This is a genomic window from Micromonospora sp. II, from assembly GCF_001709195.1.
Lineage (GTDB): Bacteria > Actinomycetota > Actinomycetes > Mycobacteriales > Micromonosporaceae > Micromonospora > Micromonospora chalcea.
In genome coordinates this window covers 1-17463 of the sequence record NZ_LYXF01000016.1, presented here as the reverse complement: position 1 = coordinate 17463, position 17463 = coordinate 1, and the positions used below count along the sequence as shown (strand labels likewise).

The following is a 17463-nucleotide window of genomic DNA, read 5'->3' as shown; positions in this document are numbered from 1 at the left end:
CTCATCCGGGTCCTTGCCCGGGCAGCGTTTCTCCTTCCCGCCGCTCGCCCCCACCGCCGGTGTCCCTAGAGATCTAGGAAGATTTCGGCCCCTATAGGGACCATTTCCTACCAAGATCTTCCCCGACGCCGGTCGATCATGAAGTTGGCGGCGACAAAACGGGCAACCCGTGCCGTCAACTTCATGATCAATGGGGCGAGGCGGGGCGGGGCGAGGGCGAGGCGGGGCGGGGCGAGGGGGGTCAGCCGATCAGGGGGCGGAAGGTGCCCAGGGCGATGCTTGTCGCCAGAGCGGCGGCGGCCAGGAGGGCCGCTCCCACGACCAGCAGCGTGTCCGCGCCGGTGAAGCGCTGCGGGCGGGCCACGGTGCGCGGCGTACCCGCGTCGAAGCCCCGGGCGTCCATCGCGACGGCGAGCCGTGTACCGCGCCGGATCGCGCCCACCAACAGCGTGAACGCGGTCGACCCGAACAGCCGCAGCTTCGCCACCGGATTGCGGCCGGCGTCCACGCCACGGGCCCGCCGGGCCATGCTGATCATCCGCCACTCCTGCTCCAGCAGCGGCACCATCCGGAACGCGGCCAGCGCGCCGATGGCGAACCGGGCGGGCGCCTTCGCGTTCTGGATCAGCGCGTCGGCCAGGTCGGTCGGGTCGGTGGTGGCGAACACGACGATGCCGGGCAGCGCCACCGCGAGCATCCGCAGCACCAGGCCCAGCGCCGTGACGAGCACCCCTTCGGTGACCAGGACCGGCCCGGCCTGGAGCAGCACCGGGCCGGAACGGTCGGCCGCGAAGAGCACAAGCGTGACCAGGATGCCGACGGCACCGGCGAGCAGCGGCCAGGCGCGGCGGGCCAGCACCCGGTAGCGGACGCCGAACAGCGGCAGCACCGCGAGTTCGACGGCGATGGCGACGGCCGGGGCCACCGGATCGAGCGTCGCCACCAGGATCAGCGTGAACACCATCGCGGCGGCCAGCTTCGCCACCGGGTTGCGCCGGGCCAGCGGAGCGCCCGGCGCGGCGACCGGTTCGACGTTGATCACGAGGACGCCCCCAGGGTGAGCGTCCGGTCGGCCAGCGCGGCAACGAAGTCCTCGTCGTGGGTCACCGCCACCACGCCGTGCCCGGCGTCGCGCAGCTCGGCGAGCAGGTCGATCAGTTCCAGCCACGTGCGCCGGTCCTGGCCGAACGTGGGCTCGTCGCAGATCAGCAGGCGGGGCGCGGTGGCCAGGGCCGTCGCCACGCTCAGCCGCCGCGCCTCGCCACCCGAGAGGGTGTACGGGTTGGCGCCGGCCAGCCGGTCCAGCCGCAGCCGCTCCAGCAGGGCGTCCACTGTGGCGCTGACCGCTGCCTGGGGCTGCCCGGTGCGGCGCGGGCCGAGCGCCAGCTCGTCGCGGACGGTGGCGGTGACGAACTGGTGTTCCGGGTCCTGGAACACCGAGCCGATCCGGCGTACCAGCGCGGGCGCCCGCCAGCGGTACGGGGAAGTGCGCGCGTCCCGCCCGGCCAGTTCCGCCGACGCGGTGACGCCGCCCGTGCCGGGTTTCAGCAGGCCGCCCAGGAGCAGCGCCAGCGTGGACTTGCCGGCCCCGTTGGGGCCGAGGACGGCGAGCGCCTCGCCGGCGCGTACCCGAAGATCGGTGGGGTCGAGCCGCGGCGTCAGGCCGAGCCGCTCCGCGGTGAGCAGCACGTCGCCGGGCGGCGTGGTGGCGTGCCGGGGTGGCGTGACGTGGCCGGGTACCCAGACCCCGGCGGCGGCCAGCGCGTCGCCGTGCGCGGCGAAGACCGCAGCGGGCGGCCCGTCGGCGCGCACCCCGCCGCCCGGTTCCAGCACCACCACGCGGTCGACCAGCGGCAGCGCCTCGGTGACCCGGTGCTCCACCAGGACCATCGTGGTGTCCGTGTCGAGCGCGTCCGCGACGGCCCGGCGGATCAGCGCGGCGCCGGCCGGGTCGAGGTTGGCGGTGGGCTCGTCGAGCAGCAGCAGTCCGGGGCGCAGCGCGAGCGTGCCGGCCAGGGCGAGCCGCTGCTGCTCGCCGCCGCTGAGCGCGGCGGTCGGCCGGTCCCGGTCGTACGGGAAGCCGACCCGGCGCAGCGCCTCGTCGACGCGGGGCCAGATCTCCCCGGCGGGTACGCCACGGTTCTCCAGCCCGAACGCCACGTCGTCGCCGGAGCGGGCCATGACGAGCTGGGTCTGCGGATCCTGGAACAGGATGCCGACGCGCTCGCGGGCCTTGCGCGGGTCCAGCCCGTCGATCTCGACGGTGCCCTCCTGCTCGCCGGAGTCCTCCGGCAGCAGCCCGGCCAGCGCCGCCAGCAGCGTGCTCTTACCGGCGCCGGAGGGTCCGAGCAGCAGCACCCGCTCGCCGCTCTCCACCCGAAGATCCACCCCGCGCAGAGCCCAGCGTTTCCGTCCCCCGTGCCGCCACCCGAACCCCCGCAGCACCACCCCGCTCACCGCCCGCCCACCCCCTCTCCCGGCCCAGCCTGCGTGATCAAGGAGTTCGCGTCCGGAAAACCGTGCCCGGCGGACGCAAACTCCTTGATCACCGGGGCGGGGCGAGCCTCAGACCAGGGCGCGGTCGCGGCCGGCGGGGAAGCGGTCCAGGACGCCGGTGTTCGCCAGCGCGCGGGTGAGGGCCACCGCACCCAGGCCGGCCACCAGCAGACAGCTGAGCACGCCGAACGCGATGTAGGGCAGCCGGAACGTCGTCCAGCTCGTGCCGGGGTACCAGTAGAGAGCGTCGAACAGCGTGGCGAAGAGGCCGCCGCACGCGCCGGCGAGCGCCGCCGTGAGCGGCCGGTGGAGGCGGTACCGGGTGGCCGCGAAGACCGCCTCGACGCCCAGGCCCTGCACCGCGCCCTGGAGGATCGCCATCGCACCGTAGGGGGAGCCGAGCAGCACCGAGACGGCCGAGGCGACGGTCTCGGTGAGCAGCGCCGCTCCCGGCTTGCGGACGATGAGCGCGCTCAGCACGGCCGGGATGAGCCAGACGCCGTACATGACCGACTGGAGCGGGGCGAAGAAGGCGAACGGCCCGTCGCTGCCCTTCCAGAGGATGTTCCAGAGCTGGAACACGACGCCGAAGGTGACGGCGATGACCGAGGCGACGACGATGTCGACGGTACGCCAGCGGTTGCTGTCGTTGTGGTTCACGGTTGGCTCCCAGTTCGTCGAGGTGAACCAGGAGAAGACGCACGCCGCGCCCGGTGGTCACCGGACGGCGACGCGGCTGGAGGTCGACCGAACTCCCTGCGCTGGCATTACCCAGATCAGGTTCGAGGGTCTGCGGGCACCGGCCCGCACTCTCAGCGCTGTGCGCTCCCCTGTCGGATGTGAAGTTGTCTCGTCGCAGACGCTAGCACCGACCACGGGCCCCGGCCCAGCAGGGCGAGTGTCGGTATGGTGGCGATCATGCTGGTGGATGCGCGGGGACTGACGTTCGAGGTACGCGCCGGTGGCCCCGAGGGCGGTGACCCGGTCCTGCTGCTGCACGGCTTCCCGCAGCACTCCGGCGAGTGGGACGCGGTGACGCCCGCGCTGCACGCCGCCGGGCTGCGCACGTACGCGCTCGATCAGCGCGGCTACTCGCCCGGCGCGCGGCCGGCGGACGTCGGGGCGTACCGGATTCCGGAGCTGGTGGCCGACGCGGCGGCGGTGCTGGACTCCCTCGGGGTGACCCGCGCCCACGTGGTCGGCCACGACTGGGGCGCGATCGTGGCGTGGGGTCTGGCGGCGGCGCACCCGGAGCGGGTGCGGACGCTGACCGCGGTGTCGGTGCCGCACCCGGCCGCGATGGGGCACGCGCTCGCCACCGACCCGCGGCAGAAGGTCAAGTCCGCGTACATAGCGTTGTTCCGTAAGCCCGGTACGGCGGAAAAGGTGCTGCTGGCGTGGAACGGTGCCACGCTGCGCAAGCTGCTCAGCGGCGTGGGCGACGCCGGCGCGGTGGCCCGGTACGCCGAGCCGATGCGCGAGCCGGGGGCGTTGACGGCGGCGCTGAACTGGTACCGGGCGATGACCGGGGCGGACATGAAGGCGGTCGCCCCGGTCGGGGTGCCCACCACGTTCGTCTGGAGCGACAAGGACGTGGCGATCGGCCGGACGGCCGCGCAGGCGTGCGCCGCGCACGTCACAGGTGACTACCGATTCGTGACGCTGCCCGGCGTCAGCCACTGGATCCCGGACGAGGCGCCCGGCCGGCTGGCCGAGGCGATCCTCGCCCGGTGCGCAGGAACGGAGGAGGCATGACGGTGAGCGCCGAGGCGTACCTGGCGGTGGTGACCGAGACGATCGGCCGGGTCGCCGCCGAACAGCGGCGCAACGTGGCCGACGCGGCCGACCTGATCGCGGCGGCGCTGCGCGCCGATGGTGTGGTGCACGCGTTCGGCACCGGGCACTCCGAGGCGCTGGCCATGGAGATCGCCGGTCGGGCCGGCGGGCTGGTGCCCACGAACCGGATCGCGTTGCGTGACCTGGTGCTGGTCGGCGGCGACCCGGCCGACGTGCTCGGCCCGAAGCTGGAACGCGACCCGGCGGTGGCGCACCGCCTCTACGAGCTGGCGCCGATCCGGCCGCAGGACGTGTTCGTGCTCGCCTCGAACTCGGGCGTGAACGGGGCGATGGTCGAGTTCGCGTCCATCGTGAAGGAACGCGGGCACGGGCTGGTGGCGATCACGTCGGCGCAGCACTCGGCCCGGATGACGTCGCGGCACCCGTCCGGCCGCAAGCTCGCCGACTTCGCCGACGTGGTGCTGGACAACGGCGCCCCGTACGGCGACGCCACGCTGCCGCTGCCGGGCGGCGGCGCGGTGGGCGCGGTCTCGTCGATCACCGCGGCGCTGCTGGCCCAGCAGATCGTCGCCGAGGTGGTGGCCCGGCTGGTCGCGGCGGGGGAGCGTCCGCCGGTCTACCTGTCCGCGAACATCACCGGCGGCGACGAGCACAACGCCGAGCTGGAGGCACGGTACGCGGGGCGGATCCGCCGCGGTTCCTGAACCGGTTTCGTGATCATCCGTACGGGGCACAGGCGGTCCTGCCGGTGGGCGTTCACCCGCCGGCCGTGCCGTCTCCCGGGGAGGTCCGCGAGTGTCGAAGGAATCCGAGAAGCAGCGCTGGCAGCGCAACTTCGCCGATCTGTTGCAGGAGCTGCGCGTCGCGCAGACCGGCGTGCAGATCCTGTTCGCCTTCCTGCTGACGCTGCCGTTCAGCGCCGGGTTCGACCGGACCACCGAGTTCCAGCGTGACGTCTACATCCTGGCGCTGCTGACCGCCGCCGCCTCCGCCGCGATGATCATTTCTCCGGTGGCGTTCCACCGGGCGCTGTTCCGCCAGGGACGCAAGCCGGAACTGGTCCGCTTCGCCCACCGGATGGCCACCGGCGGCCTGTTCTTCATGCTGATCGCGATGGTCAGCTCGGTCCTGCTGGTCTCCGACTTCGTGCTGGACCGGCCGATCGCGTTCCTGCTCAGCGCGCTCACCGGCCTCTGGTTCCTGATCTTCTGGGCGATCCTGCCGTTCAGCCGCCGCAACTGGGGCGACGACGACATCGACGACGAGGACGACGACCCGCAGACGCTCACCGGCGGCTGACCGTCCGCCAAATCGGACGTGCACGCGGCGCTACCCCTGGGTAACACCCGGGGGTAGCGTCGTTTTCGTCGAGCGCGTCGACGCAGCCGGACCGACGAGGAGGCAGCCGTGACCACGACACAGAACAGCCGGCCCGAGTCCCCCGACGGCGCGGGGCCGCTGCCCGGAGAGGCGGGCCAGGTCACCGAGAAGGAGGCCCGCCAGGTCGCCGAGGCGGCCCGCGAGTCGGCCTGGGACCGGCCCAGCTTCGGCAAGGAACTTTTCCTCGGCCGGTTCCGGCTCGACCTGATCGACCCGTGGCCCCGCCCCGACCCGGCCGAGGTGGCCCGTGCCGACGAGTTCCTCGGCTCGCTGCGGGCGTACCTGGGGTCCGAGGTGGACGGTGAGGCGATCGAGCGGGACGCGCGCATCCCCGACGAGGTGTTCCACGGACTGGCCGGGCTGGGCGCGTTCGGCATGAAGATCGACCGGAAGTACGGCGGACTGGGGCTGAGCAACCTGCACTACTGCCGGGCGCTGATGCTCGTCGGCTCGGTGAACCCGGCGGTCAGCGCGCTGCTCTCCGCGCACCAGTCGATCGGCGTGCCGCAGCCGCTGAAGATGTTCGGCACACCCGAGCAGAAGGACCGGTTCCTGCCCCGGCTAGCCGCCGGTGAGGTCTCCGCGTTCCTGCTCACCGAGCCGGACGTCGGCTCCGACCCGGCCCGGCTCGCCACCACCGCCGAGCCGACGGCGGACGGCACCGGCTACCGGCTCAACGGGGTGAAACTCTGGGCCACCAACGGCACGCTCGCCACCCTGCTCGTGGTGATGGCCCGGGTGCCGGCCGGCGAGGGGCGGCGCGGCGGCATCACCGCGTTCGTGGTGGAGGGCGACAGCGACGGCATCACCGTCGAGCGGCGCAACTCCTTCGTCGGGCTGCGCGGCCTGGAGAACAGCCTCACCCGCTTCCACGACGTGTTCGTGCCGGCCGAGAACGTGATCGGCGGCGAGGGCAAGGGCCTGAAGATCGCGCTGACCACGTTGAACACCGGCCGTCTCTCGCTGCCGGCCATGTGCGTGGGCGCCGGGAAGTGGGCGCTGAACGTGGCCCGGGAGTGGGCGGCGGACCGGGTCCAGTGGGGCCGACCGGTGGCCGAGCACGAGGCGGTGGCGAAGAAACTGTCGTTCATCGCCGCCACCACGTACGGCATGGAGTCCATGCTCGACCTGTCCTGCATGCTCGCCGACGACGACCGCAACGACATCCGGATCGAGGCGGCGCTGGTCAAGCTCTACGCCAGCGAGATGGCGTGGCGGATCGCCGACGAGCTGATCCAGATCCGCGGCGGACGCGGGTACGAGACGGCCGACTCGCTCGCCGCCCGGGGCGAACGGCCCGCCGCCGTCGAGCAGCTCCTGCGTGACCTGCGGATCAACCGGATCTTCGAGGGCTCCACCGAGATCATGCACCTGCTTATCGCCCGCGAGGCGGTCGACGCGCACCTGTCGGTGGCGGGCGACATCATCGACCCGGACGCCGGGCTGGGCCGCAAGGCGAAGGCAGGCGCGCGGGCCGGCGCCTTCTACGCGAAGTGGCTGCCCACGCTCGCTGTCGGCAAGGGGCAGACGCCCGGGGCGTACCAGGAGTTCGGGCCGCTGGCCGGGCACCTGCGCCACGTCGAGCGGACCTCCCGCAAGCTGGCCCGGTCGACGTTCTACGCGATGTCCCGGTGGCAGGGGAAGATGGAGCGTAAGCAGGCGTTCCTCGGCCGGGTGGTGGACATCGGCGCGGAGCTGTTCGCGATGAGCGCGGTCTGCGTCCGGGCCTACGCCGAGCGGGACGCGCACCCGGAGAACGTCGAGCTGGCCGACCTGTTCTGCCGTCAGGCGCGGCTGCGCGTCGACGAGCTGTTCACCGGCCTGTGGTCGAACACCGACTCGGTCGACGTGGCCGCCGCCAAGCGGATCGTCGCCGGCCGGTACGCCTCGCTGGAGGACGGCGTCCTCACGCCGCCCGCCGACCTGCCGTGGGTGGCGCGCTGGGAACCGGGGCCGTCCACCGCCGAGGACGTGCGCCGCCGCATCCCGCCGGCCCGCTGACCAACCGCTACGCCTCGGCGCGCCCGCGCGGCGGTCGTCGTCCGCCGGTGCGGTGCCGGGTTCCGGCGTGCTGCGCCTGCGGACGGCGTCGTCCGTCGGCCCACGTGGAGTCCGGCGACTGCCCGGCCGCGCAGGAACTTCGGCCGCGCCCCACCGGTCTCCGTTCCCGAACCGGGGGAGCGAGCTGGTGTCGCGGCGTGGCCCGGGCCCGTGGCCGTGGTGCCGGACCTGCGGCGTGCCGTCGGACCGGCGGTCCTCAGGCGGGGCCAGCGACCCGTTACGCGGTGTCACGTGGTGCCAGAGGAAGGACTCTGTTTTGGCGTTATGCCTCTCATAAATATGACTCAGAGGCATAACGCCGAGAAGTGCATCAGCCGGGAGCCGGGAGCCGGGACGTCAGCGGCCGCCGCGCAGCCCCAGCCCGCGCAGCTCCAGCGCGGCGAGCGCGTCGACAGCCGCGTCGTCGCCGCGCCGCCACGCCTCGGCGACGTCCGGCGCGATCCGGTTCAGCTTCGACAGCGGCTGACCGGCCAGCGCGCGCAGCGCCAGCAGGTCCCGGCCGGCCGGCGCGCCGGCCAGGGCCTTCGCCGCGCCGGCCCGGCGCATCCAGCGCACCCGCAGCGGCAACCAGCCGAACAGCACCAGGCCGAGCGGAAACACCAGCACCGCGATGGTCAGCCCGAGCGCCAGCTGCCCGACCATCTCCTGCTGGTCGCGGCCGGCCTCGGCGACCGCGCGGGCGGCGTCGGCGGCCCGGGTGAACGGCGCGGTCAGCTCGTCGCCGACCAGCGGCACGCGGCCGACCTTGCCGCCGGCGTCGGCCAGGTTGTCGGCGAGGCCACCGCCGGCCCCCTCCAGCTTCTGCCCGGGTACGGCGAGCTTCTCGACCACGTCGTGCAGCCACAGCGCGAAGCGGATCGCCGCGTACACCCAGACCACCACGAGCAGGTCGGTGAGGAACTGGCGGGCGGCGGTGGGAAAGCGGTCGGCGTAAATCTTCACGCCGGACAGCCTGCCACGGCTCGGCCCTGCCGGCACGAGACAGTTTCGCGCCTCAGGAGGGCCCTTCACCGGCGTGGCTGACCGCGTCCGCCACGATGTGCGCGACGTGGTCGTCCACCAGGGCGTACGCGATCTCCCGGCCGCGCCGCGACCCGCGTACCACCCCGGCGCCGCGCAGCACCCGCAGGTGCTGGGAGACCAGCGGCTGTGGCGCGCCGAGCTTCTCGACCAGCTCGTGCACGCAGCGCTCGCCCTCGGCCAGCTCGCTGACGATCGCGAGCCGGATCGGGGCCGAGAGCGCGCGCAGCAGGTCACCCGCGCCCTCGAAGGCGTCGTACCCGTTCGTGCCGGTCACCCTGTAACGGTAACCAATCCCAGCTGCGTCAGCCGGTAGGGCCTCATCCGAGCAGCACCTCGTGCTCGGCGGGCTCGACCGGCGGCGCGGCCCGGTCGCTCCCGCTCCGGCGTCGCAGCGCCCGCACACCGGCCGCGCCGAGCGCGACCAGCAGGAACGAGCCGATCGCCACCAGCACCACCGACGCGCCGGGCGCGGTGTCAGCGGTGGCCGCCACCCAGACGCCGGCGCCGGCGGCGAACAGCCCCAGGGCCATGGCCGCCGCCATGGTGGACCGGAAGCCCCGGGTCACCTGCTGCGCGGTGGCCACCGGCACCACCATCAGCGCGCTGATCAGCAGCACCCCGACCGCCCGCATGGCGATGGTCACCGTGATCGCGGTGCCGACCGCGATGATCAGGTTCAGCGCGCGTACCGGCAGGCCGGAGACGCGCGCGTACTCCTCGTCGTGGCAGACCGCGAACAGCGCCGGGCGCAGCACCAGCATGGTCACCAGCAGCGCCGCGCCGAGCACGCCGATGGTGACCAGGTCGCCCTGCGAGGTGGTGGTCAGCGACCCGAACAGGTACGCGTTGAGCGCCCCGCTGCTGGCGTCGGAGAGCCCGACCAGCACCACGCCACCGGCGATGCCGCCGTAGAACAGCAGCGCCAGCGCCAGGTCGCCGGAGGTGCGCCCGTACGCGCGGACCAGCTCGATGACGATCGCGCCGAGCGTCGCGGCGATCACCGCCACCAGCACGGGGGAGCGGTTGAGCAGCAGGCCCGCGCCGACGCCGGTGAGCGCCACGTGCCCGATCCCGTCGCCGATCAGGGCCAGCCGCCGCTGCACCAGGTAGATGCCGAGCGCGGGCGCGGCCAGCCCGATGATCAGCGCGCCGACCAGGGCGCGGAGCATGAAGTCGTACTGGAAGAGGTCCATCTCAGATGCCTGTCCAGAGCCGGGCGGGCTCCTCGTCGCAGTGCGGGTGCACGTGCTCGTGGTCGGGGTCGGCGTGGTGGCCGGCGGGTTCCGGCACGGCGCCGTCGTGGGCGATGCCGCCCTGGTGCACCACCACGGCCCGGCTGATCAGCGGGCGCAGCGGGCCCAGCTCGTGCGCGACGAGCAGCACCGTGCCGCCGCCGTCGCGGAACGAGCGCAGCGCCCCGGCGAACGCCTCCTGGCTGGCCGCGTCCACCCCGGCGGTCGGCTCGTCGAGCACCAGCAGCTCCGGCCCGCCGGCGAGCGCGCGGGCGATCAGGGTGCGCTGCTGCTGGCCGCCGGAGAGCGTGGACACCGGGTCGCCGGCCCGGTCGGCGAGCCCGACGGCGTCCAGCGCCGCCGCCACCGCCTCCCGGTCCGCCCGTCCGGCGGGCCGCAGCACGCCGCGGCGGGCCAGCCGCCCGGACGCCACCACCTCGCGTACGGTGGCGGGCACTCCGCTGCCCGCGCCGAGCCGCTGCGGCACGTACCCGATTCGGTGCCACTGCCGGAAGCGGCGCTGCGGCGTGCCGAACAGGGCGACCGACCCGGCGCCGACCGGCACCAGGCCGAGCGCGGCGCGCACGAGCGTCGACTTGCCGGAGCCGTTGGCGCCGAGCACGGCGACCACCTCGCCGGCGGTCACTGTCAACGAGACGTCACGCAGCACCGGGCGGCCGTCGTAGCCGACTGTGGCGTGCGCGATCTCGATCACGGGTGGGGTCATGAACAGTCCAGAGCGGTTCGCAGGGTCTGCAGGTTGGTACGCATCGCGGAGAGGTAGTCGCCGTCGGCGGGCGGGCCCTCCAGCGGGTCCAGCACCGCCGTCTTCGCGCCCACCTCACGCGCGATCGTCTCGGCGACCTTCGGGCTGACCAGCGTCTCGAAGAAGATCGTGCCGGCCTGGTGCTCGCGGGCCTCCTCGGCGACCTCGGCGAGGCGCTGCGGCGACGGCTCGGACTCCGGGGTGAGCCCGCTGATGCCGATCTGCTCCAGCTGGTAGCGCTCGGTGAGGTAGCCGAACGCGGTGTGGCTGGTGACGATCTCCCGGCGCTTGCAGGTGCGCAGGCCGTCGGCGTACTCGGTGTCCAGCTTCGTCAGCTCGGCGCGCAGCGCGCCCGCGCGGGCGGTGTAGTCGGCGGCGTGCTCCGGGTCGGCCTTGCCGAGGCGCTCGGCGAGCTTGTCGCCGATGGTGGCCAGCCGGGTCGGGTCGAGCCAGACGTGCGGGTCCTTGCCGCCGCCCTCCCCGGAGTGCCCGGCCTCGCCCTCGTGGTCGTGGTCGTGGCCACCGGCGGCGGCGTCGCGCAGCGGCGTCACGCCCGCCACGTCGAACGCGCGGTCGCCGCCGTTCTGCTCCACCGCCTCGTCCACCGCCGGCTGGAAGCCGCTGAGGTAGACGACCACGTCGGCGTCGACGACCTGGCCGACCTGCCGTGGGTTGAGTTCCAGGTCGTGCGGCTCCGCGCCGGGCTTGGTCAGGTTGCTGACCGAGACCGTGTCGCCGCCGATCCGCTCGGACAGGAACTGCAGCGGGTAGAACGCGGCCACCACGCCGACCTTGCCCGGCTCGCTCGCGGCGCCGGTGCCGTCCGCGCAGGCGGTCAGGCCGGCGGCGGCGAGCAGGGCGGTTGCGGTGGCGGTCAGGACACGGCGGGGTGCGCGAACGGTCATGGGCTCAACTGTCCGCGACAACGAAAACTATTGTCAAAAACGCATGATTGCATGTCAGCGCAGGTCAGCTCGGCTCTGCTTCCGTACGTCAGCCGACCATGAGCTTCGCCAGCGCCACCGCGATCAACAGGGTGAGCATCACCAGCCGGAACATCCGGGTCGCCGGCGCCTGCACCGGCCAGGTGACCGACATCAGCCACACCAGGCCGCCGGCCAGCGCCAGCAGCAGGACGCCGCCCGCCGGGCCGGGCGCGAAGAGGCCGACCAGCATCAGGGCCAGTACGGCGAGGAACACCGCCGTCGGGTTGAGCCGTGCCAACCGGGACAGCACGGGACTCTGCGTACGCTGCATGCCACAAACTCTACGAGGAGGAACGCCGTGCTGGTCACCAACCGGTTCGTGGTGGAAGCCGAAACGGTGGACGAGTTCACCCGGGAGGCGCACGCCGCGCTGGCCGCGCTCGCCGCCCGCCCCGGCTACCTGCGCGGTGAGCTGCTGCGGGCGCTCGACGACCCGGACCACTGGTGCCTGCTCACCGAGTGGGAGTCGGTCGGGGCGTACCGGCGGGCGCTCGGCGGGTTCGACGTCAAGGTCACCGCCGTGCCGCTGCTCGCCCGATCGGTGGACGAACCGTCGGCGTACGAGACGCTCGCCAGCGCCGCCCCCGAGGGTGAGATCGTCGTCGTCGCCAGCGATCGGGCCGCAGGTCCTTACCGGTGAGTGCCGGGGCACTACCCTGGCGCGTATGACCGCTCCCGGACCGGCCGCACCACCCCCGTCGTCAGTTCCGCCCGCGCCGCCGGCGGACCCCGGGGTGCCCGCGCCGCCGCAGGGGCCCGGCGCCGCGCCGCCGTTCGTCGCCCCGCCCACCGAGGGCGGGCGGACCCGGCTCTGGCTCGGACTCGGCGCGGGCGCGCTCGCCGTGCTGATCTGCTGCGGCGGAGGCGGCGCGGCGGTGGTCGGCCTGGCCGTGAGTAACGCCCAGGCGATCGGCGAGCAGGGCCGGGCCGTCACCAGCGACTACTACCAGGCACTGGTCGTCCGGGAGTGGTCCAAGGCGTACGACACGCTCTGCGACGACCTCCGCCGACGCGAACCGCGGCCCGAGTTCGTGCGGCGCGTCGCCACCGAGCCGCAGATCTCCGGCTACCGGGTCGGCGAGGTCGACATCACCACGCTCACCGTCCCGGTGGACGTCACGCTGGCCGGCGGTCGGCGGGAGGCGCAGACCGTGACGCTGGCGCCGGACCAGCAGACGGGCGGCGTGGAGGTCTGCGGGGTGAGCTGACCGGCCCCCGGTATTCTGCTGGGCTCGGGACGAACGCGGTCGTACCGTTGTCCCGAACAGCCCGGTTTTATCCATCTCAACCGCGCCGACCGCCAGCCGGCGTAGGAGGAAACATGCCAGCCGACCGTATCGACGCCGTCACCAGCCTCGCCAAGCGCCGGGGCTTCGTCTTTCCCTCCAGCGAGATCTACGGGGGCACCCGGTCGGCGTGGGACTACGGTCCGCTCGGCGTCGAGCTGAAGGAGAACGTCCGCCGGCAGTGGTGGCGGACCATGGTGCAGCAGCGCGACGACGTCGTCGGCCTCGACTCGGCGGTCATCCTGGCCCGCAAGGTCTGGGAGGCCAGCGGCCACATCGCCGAGTTCGTCGACCCGCTCACCGAGTGCCAGTCCTGCCACAAGCGGTTCCGGGCCGACCACCTGGAAGAGGCGTACGAGGCCAAGCACGGCAAGCCGCTGACCTCGCTGACGGAGCTGAACTGCCCCAACTGCGGCAACAAGGGCACCTTCACCGAGCCGAAGATGTTCAACGGCCTGATGAAGACCTACCTGGGCCCGGTGGAGAGCGACGAGGGCATGCACTACCTGCGCCCGGAGACCGCCCAGGGCATCTTCGTCAACTACAAGAACGTCGAGACGGTCGCCCGCAAGAAGCCGCCGTTCGGCATCGCGCAGACCGGCAAGTCGTTCCGCAACGAGATCACCCCCGGCAACTTCATCTTCCGGACCCGCGAGTTCGAGCAGATGGAGATGGAGTTCTTCGTCGAGCCCGGCACCGACGAGCAGTGGCACGAGTACTGGCTCTCCGAGCGCTGGAACTGGTACCTCGACCTCGGCCTGTCCGAGGAGAACCTGCGCTTCTACGAGCACCCCAAGGAGAAGCTCTCCCACTACTCGAAGCGCACCGTCGACATCGAGTACCGGTTCCGGTTCGGCGGCAGCGAGTTCGCCGAGCTGGAGGGCATCGCCAACCGCACCGACTTCGACCTGTCCACGCACAGCAAGCACTCCGGCGTCGACCTGTCGTACTTCGACCAGGGCAAGGGCGAGCGCTGGATGCCGTACGTGATCGAGCCGGCCGCCGGCCTCACCCGCGCGGTGCTGGCGTTCCTGCTCGAGGCGTACGACGAGGACGAGGCGCCGAACACCAAGGGCGGCGTGGACAAGCGCACCGTCATGCGCTTCGACCCGCGGCTGGCCCCGGTCAAGGTCGCCGTGCTGCCGCTGTCGCGTAACGAGGCGCTGTCGCCGAAGGCCAAGCAGCTCGCCACCGACCTGCGCAAGCGCTGGGTGGTCGAGTTCGACGACTCGCAGGCGATCGGCCGCCGCTACCGCCGGCAGGACGAGATCGGTACGCCGTTCTGCGTCACCGTCGACTTCGACACGCTCGACGACAACGCCGTGACGGTCCGGAACCGGGACACCATGGCCCAGGAGCGCGTCTCGCTGGACCAGGTCGAGCGCTACCTGATCGAGCGCCTCCCCGGCTGCTGACGTATCACCGAGAAGGGCGCCGTCGCCGACGGCGCCCTTCTCCGTGTCCGCCCGGGCCGGACGACACGTCGACGTGTCTGAATCCCGCGAGCCCGTTGGCGTTAGCCGGCGGGAGCGCCGGGTAGCAGATCCCTCACCGGCAGCGGAGGGGGCGAGATGCGGCACGCGACCACCGAACCGTCCGCGACCCCGGCGCCCGCGGTGGTGGCGCATCGGTGGCCCACCGCACTGGTCCTGGCCAGCGCCATGTTCCTGGTGCTGTTCGACAGCCTGGCGGTGGCCACAGCGCTGCCGCGCATCGGTGACGAGTTCCGCCTCGGCCCGGGCCGCCTCCAATGGGTCGTGACGTTGTACTCGCTGAGCATCGGCGGCCTGCTGCTGCTCGGGGGCCGGCTGTGCGACCTGTGGGGACGACGCCGGCTGATCGTCGTCAGCCTCGCGCTGGCCACTCTCGGCTCGGCCCTGGCCGGGCTGGCGACCGCGTTGGCCCCGCTGCTGCTCGGCCGGGTGTTGCAGGGCGCCGGCGCGGCCCTCGCCATCCCGGCGACGCTGGCGTCGGCGGCGACGTACTTCCCCGACGAGCCGTGGCGCAGCCGGGTGTTCGCGGTGGTCGCCGCCACCGCGAACACGGCAGGTCTGGCCGGGGCGATCGTCGGCGGCCTGATCACGTCGCACCTGGGCTGGCGCTGGGTCTTCCTGGCCACCGTGCCGGTCGGACTCGCGGCGATGGTGGCGGCCCGGCTGCTGCTGCCGGCGAGCCGGCCCGAACCGGGCGGCCGGCAGCGGCTGGACCTCGCCGGGGCGGTCCTCGCCACCGGCATGCTGCTCGCGCTGCTCTTCGGCGCCAACCGGATCGCCGAGTCGGGTTCGGACCCGGTCGGGCTCGGCGCTGTCGCCGCCTCCGTGGTGCTGCTGTTCCTGCTGGTGCGCGTCGAGCGGCGGGTGGCCGACCCACTGGTCCGGCCGGCCCTGCTCCGGTCGCGCCCGCTGGTCGCCGGTTGCCTCGCCTTCGCCGCCCACTCGGCCGCGTACGCGGTGGTGGTGGTCGTGGGCAGTCTCTACCTCCAGGAGGTCCACGGCCTGTCCCCGGCGGGCGCCGGGCTGGTGCTGGCCCCGGTGCTGCTCGGCGCGCTGGTCAGCGCCGCTCCGGCGGGCGCGCTGATCCGCAGGTTCGGCGCGCGCCGGGTCGTGGCTGTCGCCCTGGGCCTGTGCGCGGTCACGCTCGCGTTGGTGGCGGTCAACGCGGGCGGTCCGCTGCCGGTCCTGGTGACGATTCTGGTCGTGTGGGGCCTCAGCGCCGGCCCGATCTACGTCGGGCTGACCCGGGTGTGTGTCGGCGACGCCCCGCCGGGCGACCAGGGAACGGCCTCGGCGGTGTTCGAGTCGACCACCCACGTGGCCGGGGCGATCTCCGTGGCGGTCTTCCTCACGCTGCTCGCCGCCGGGGTCGGCTACGGCGTCGTGCAGTTCGTCGGCGCCGTAGCGGGTGGGCTGGGCGTCCTCGCGCTGCTGCTGATCATGCCGGCGGGGCAGCCCGAGACCGCGCCGTCGCCCGCGCCGCAGCGGGTGGCGGCCCGGTAGGCGTCGATACCCGAGAACGCCTCCCTACACTGGTCAGGTGACTGCCCCGACGCTGCCCGCGCTGACCATCGGCCCCCACGAGGTGTGGCCGCCGGTGGTGCTCGCGCCGATGGCCGGGATCACCAACGTCGGCTTCCGCCGGCTCTGCCGCGAGCAGGGAGGCGGCATCTACGTCTGCGAGATGATCACCACCCGGGCGCTCGTCGAGCGGAACCCGAAGACGCTCCGCATGATCGCCTTCGGCGCCGAGGAGCAACCCCGCAGCCTCCAGCTCTACGGCACCGACCCGGAGATCACCGCCGCCGCCGTGCGGATCGTGGTCGAGCGCGACCTGGCCGACCACATCGACCTCAACTTCGGCTGCCCCGTGCCCAAGGTCACCCGGCGTGGCGGCGGCTCGGCCCTGCCGTGGCGCCGCCGGCTGTTCGCCCGGCTGGTCAGGGCCGCGGTGGACGCCGCGTCACCGGCCGGGGTACCGGTCACCGTCAAGATGCGCAAGGGCATCGACGACGACCACCTGACGTACGTCGAGGCGGGGCTGGCGGCCCAGGACGCGGGCGTCGCGGCGGTCGCCCTGCACGGGCGTACGGCCGCGCAGCGCTACTCCGGCACCGCCGACTGGGACGCGATCGCCACGCTCAAGTCGGCGCTCGACGTGCCGGTGCTCGGCAACGGTGACATCTGGGAGGCCGACGACGCGCTGCGGATGGTCGCGCACACCGGCGTGGACGGCGTGGTGATCGGGCGCGGCTGCCTGGGCCGGCCGTGGCTGTTCGCCGACCTGGAGGCCGCGTTCAACGGCAGCCCCGAGCGGCGGCTGCCCTCGCTCGGCGAGGTGGCGGTGACCATGCGCCGGCACGCCGAGCTGCTGGTGGAGCAGTTCGTGGCCGGTGCCCGCAACCCGGCCCGGGGCGAGCGGGACGGCTGCACCGACTTCCGCAAGCACGTCGCCTGGTACCTGAAGGGCTTCCCGATCGGCAGCGAGCTGCGCCGCTCGCTCGCCATGATCGAGAGCTTGGCGCAGCTCGACGACCTGCTCGGCAAGCTCGACCCGGCCGTACCGTTCCCGGTGGAGAACCTCGGCCAGCCGCGCGGCCGCACCAACTCCCCGGGCAAGGTCTTCCTGCCCGACGGGTGGCTGGCCAGCCGCGACGACGACACCCCGCCGGACGGCGCCGAGCTGGACGACTCCGGCGGCTGACAACCCGGGTACGCCGAAGGGCCCGACCCCGTGGTGGAGGTCGGGCCCTTCGTCATCGGTCAGGAGCTGTAGCCGCGGCTGGCGATCCAGCGGGCGAGCTCGTCCACGTCCATCCGGTAGGAGGCCTGGTTGGGGTTGGCCGAGTCGGCGATCGTCACGACCTTCCCGCCGTCGCGGTAGCCCACCACGCTGATGTAGTGGCCACCCTCGAAGGAGTGGGCGTTGCCGTCGGTGTCGGT

General features: G+C 73.2%; 18 protein-coding genes, 1 pseudogene and 1 riboswitch. Of the genes and pseudogenes, 9 read left to right on the top strand and 10 right to left on the bottom strand.

Going from position 1 to position 17463, the window contains the following annotated elements:
- Positions 1-241: 241 nt before the first annotated feature.
- The 3 genes from A8711_RS09335 to A8711_RS09325 all read right to left on the bottom strand — a co-directional run bounded on the left by A8711_RS09335 (position 242) and on the right by A8711_RS09325 (position 3156).
- Positions 242-1042 carry an energy-coupling factor transporter transmembrane protein EcfT gene (locus A8711_RS09335; RefSeq protein WP_043329026.1) on the bottom strand — a complete coding sequence of 267 codons (801 nt, stop codon included), beginning with the start codon at positions 1040-1042 and terminating at the stop codon, positions 242-244.
- Positions 1039-2457, bottom strand: a complete 1419-nt coding sequence (locus A8711_RS09330) for an ABC transporter ATP-binding protein (RefSeq protein ID WP_043329028.1) — start codon at positions 2455-2457, stop codon at positions 1039-1041. Before A8711_RS09330 ends, A8711_RS09335 begins: the two co-directional genes overlap by 4 nt.
- Before the next feature lie 108 nt (positions 2458-2565).
- Complete coding sequence (locus A8711_RS09325; RefSeq protein WP_069087972.1) at positions 2566-3156, bottom strand: ECF transporter S component; 591 nt, start codon at positions 3154-3156, stop codon at positions 2566-2568.
- 75 nt (positions 3157-3231) lie between these two features.
- Positions 3232-3338: riboswitch (TPP riboswitch) on the bottom strand.
- 76 nt (positions 3339-3414) lie between these two features.
- Between A8711_RS09325 and A8711_RS09320 the strand changes: the two genes are divergently transcribed.
- The 4 genes from A8711_RS09320 to A8711_RS09305 all read left to right on the top strand — a co-directional run bounded on the left by A8711_RS09320 (position 3415) and on the right by A8711_RS09305 (position 7674).
- Positions 3415-4251 carry an alpha/beta fold hydrolase gene (locus A8711_RS09320; RefSeq protein WP_176722775.1) on the top strand — a complete coding sequence of 279 codons (837 nt, stop codon included), beginning with the start codon at positions 3415-3417 and terminating at the stop codon, positions 4249-4251.
- Entirely contained in the window at positions 4248-4997 is a 750-nt protein-coding gene (locus A8711_RS09315; protein WP_030503141.1) for a sugar isomerase domain-containing protein, read from the top strand. Before A8711_RS09320 ends, A8711_RS09315 begins: the two co-directional genes overlap by 4 nt.
- 91 nt (positions 4998-5088) lie before the next feature.
- Positions 5089-5592, top strand: a complete 504-nt coding sequence (locus tag A8711_RS09310; RefSeq protein ID WP_043329032.1) for a DUF6328 family protein — start codon at positions 5089-5091, stop codon at positions 5590-5592.
- A gap of 108 nt (positions 5593-5700) precedes the next feature.
- Positions 5701-7674, top strand: a complete 1974-nt coding sequence (locus A8711_RS09305) for an acyl-CoA dehydrogenase family protein (RefSeq protein ID WP_069087970.1) — start codon at positions 5701-5703, stop codon at positions 7672-7674.
- Positions 7675-8070: 396 nt separating this feature from the next.
- Here the strand turns inward: A8711_RS09305 and A8711_RS09300 are convergent, their stop codons facing one another.
- The 6 genes from A8711_RS09300 to A8711_RS09275 all read right to left on the bottom strand — a co-directional run bounded on the left by A8711_RS09300 (position 8071) and on the right by A8711_RS09275 (position 12012).
- Complete coding sequence (locus tag A8711_RS09300) at positions 8071-8676, bottom strand: hypothetical protein (RefSeq protein WP_069087969.1); 606 nt, start codon at positions 8674-8676, stop codon at positions 8071-8073.
- A gap of 52 nt (positions 8677-8728) precedes the next feature.
- Positions 8729-9031, bottom strand: a complete 303-nt coding sequence (locus tag A8711_RS09295; RefSeq protein ID WP_030503145.1) for a metalloregulator ArsR/SmtB family transcription factor — start codon at positions 9029-9031, stop codon at positions 8729-8731.
- A gap of 43 nt (positions 9032-9074) precedes the next feature.
- On the bottom strand, positions 9075-9950 hold the full coding sequence (locus tag A8711_RS09290) for a metal ABC transporter permease (RefSeq protein ID WP_043329036.1): 876 nt from the start codon (positions 9948-9950) through the stop codon (positions 9075-9077).
- Between the two features lies 1 nt (position 9951).
- Complete coding sequence (locus tag A8711_RS09285) at positions 9952-10716, bottom strand: metal ABC transporter ATP-binding protein (protein ID WP_030503147.1); 765 nt, start codon at positions 10714-10716, stop codon at positions 9952-9954.
- Positions 10713-11660 carry a metal ABC transporter substrate-binding protein gene (locus A8711_RS09280; protein WP_043329040.1) on the bottom strand — a complete coding sequence of 316 codons (948 nt, stop codon included), beginning with the start codon at positions 11658-11660 and terminating at the stop codon, positions 10713-10715. The genes A8711_RS09285 and A8711_RS09280 overlap by 4 nt, the downstream gene beginning before the upstream one ends.
- Before the next feature lie 88 nt (positions 11661-11748).
- Positions 11749-12012 (bottom strand): DUF6703 family protein, encoded by a 264-nt coding sequence (locus A8711_RS09275; protein WP_030503149.1) that lies wholly within the window; start codon positions 12010-12012, stop codon positions 11749-11751.
- Positions 12013-12039: 27 nt separating this feature from the next.
- Between A8711_RS09275 and A8711_RS09270 the strand changes: the two genes are divergently transcribed.
- The 5 genes from A8711_RS09270 (at position 12040) to dusB (ending at position 17224) form a co-directional block, all read left to right on the top strand.
- A complete protein-coding gene (locus A8711_RS09270; RefSeq protein ID WP_030503150.1) occupies positions 12040-12381 on the top strand; it encodes an antibiotic biosynthesis monooxygenase in 342 nt (113 codons plus the stop codon).
- Between the two features lie 94 nt (positions 12382-12475).
- Complete coding sequence (locus tag A8711_RS09265) at positions 12476-12949, top strand: hypothetical protein (protein ID WP_069087968.1); 474 nt, start codon at positions 12476-12478, stop codon at positions 12947-12949.
- 113 nt (positions 12950-13062) lie between these two features.
- Positions 13063-14442 carry a glycine--tRNA ligase gene (locus tag A8711_RS09260; protein WP_013475540.1) on the top strand — a complete coding sequence of 460 codons (1380 nt, stop codon included), beginning with the start codon at positions 13063-13065 and terminating at the stop codon, positions 14440-14442.
- A gap of 156 nt (positions 14443-14598) precedes the next feature.
- Positions 14599-16023 carry an MFS transporter gene (locus A8711_RS09255; protein WP_069087967.1) on the top strand — a complete coding sequence of 475 codons (1425 nt, stop codon included), beginning with the start codon at positions 14599-14601 and terminating at the stop codon, positions 16021-16023.
- 37 nt (positions 16024-16060) lie between these two features.
- Positions 16061-17224 carry a tRNA dihydrouridine synthase DusB gene (gene dusB, locus A8711_RS09250; RefSeq protein WP_069087966.1) on the top strand — a complete coding sequence of 388 codons (1164 nt, stop codon included), beginning with the start codon at positions 16061-16063 and terminating at the stop codon, positions 17222-17224.
- A gap of 59 nt (positions 17225-17283) precedes the next feature.
- Here the strand turns inward: dusB and A8711_RS09245 are convergent.
- Positions 17284-17463 (bottom strand): annotated as a pseudogene (locus tag A8711_RS09245) (C39 family peptidase); the annotation flags it as partial.

What these genes read in the sequence shown, in the direction of transcription:
- A8711_RS09320 (WP_176722775.1), top strand. Translation starts at nt 3,415, where the DNA reads ATGCTGGTGGATGCGCGGGGACTGACGTTCGAGGTACGCGCCGGTGGC.
- A8711_RS09315 (WP_030503141.1), top strand. Translation starts at nt 4,248, where the DNA reads ATGACGGTGAGCGCCGAGGCGTACCTGGCGGTGGTGACCGAGACGATC.
- A8711_RS09290 (WP_043329036.1), bottom strand. Translation starts at nt 9,950, where the DNA reads ATGGACCTCTTCCAGTACGACTTCATGCTCCGCGCCCTGGTCGGCGCG.
- A8711_RS09285 (WP_030503147.1), bottom strand. Translation starts at nt 10,716, where the DNA reads ATGACCCCACCCGTGATCGAGATCGCGCACGCCACAGTCGGCTACGAC.
- A8711_RS09280 (WP_043329040.1), bottom strand. Translation starts at nt 11,660, where the DNA reads ATGACCGTTCGCGCACCCCGCCGTGTCCTGACCGCCACCGCAACCGCC.
- A8711_RS09275 (WP_030503149.1), bottom strand. Translation starts at nt 12,012, where the DNA reads ATGCAGCGTACGCAGAGTCCCGTGCTGTCCCGGTTGGCACGGCTCAAC.
- A8711_RS09260 (WP_013475540.1), top strand. Translation starts at nt 13,063, where the DNA reads ATGCCAGCCGACCGTATCGACGCCGTCACCAGCCTCGCCAAGCGCCGG.
- A8711_RS09255 (WP_069087967.1), top strand. Translation starts at nt 14,599, where the DNA reads ATGCGGCACGCGACCACCGAACCGTCCGCGACCCCGGCGCCCGCGGTG.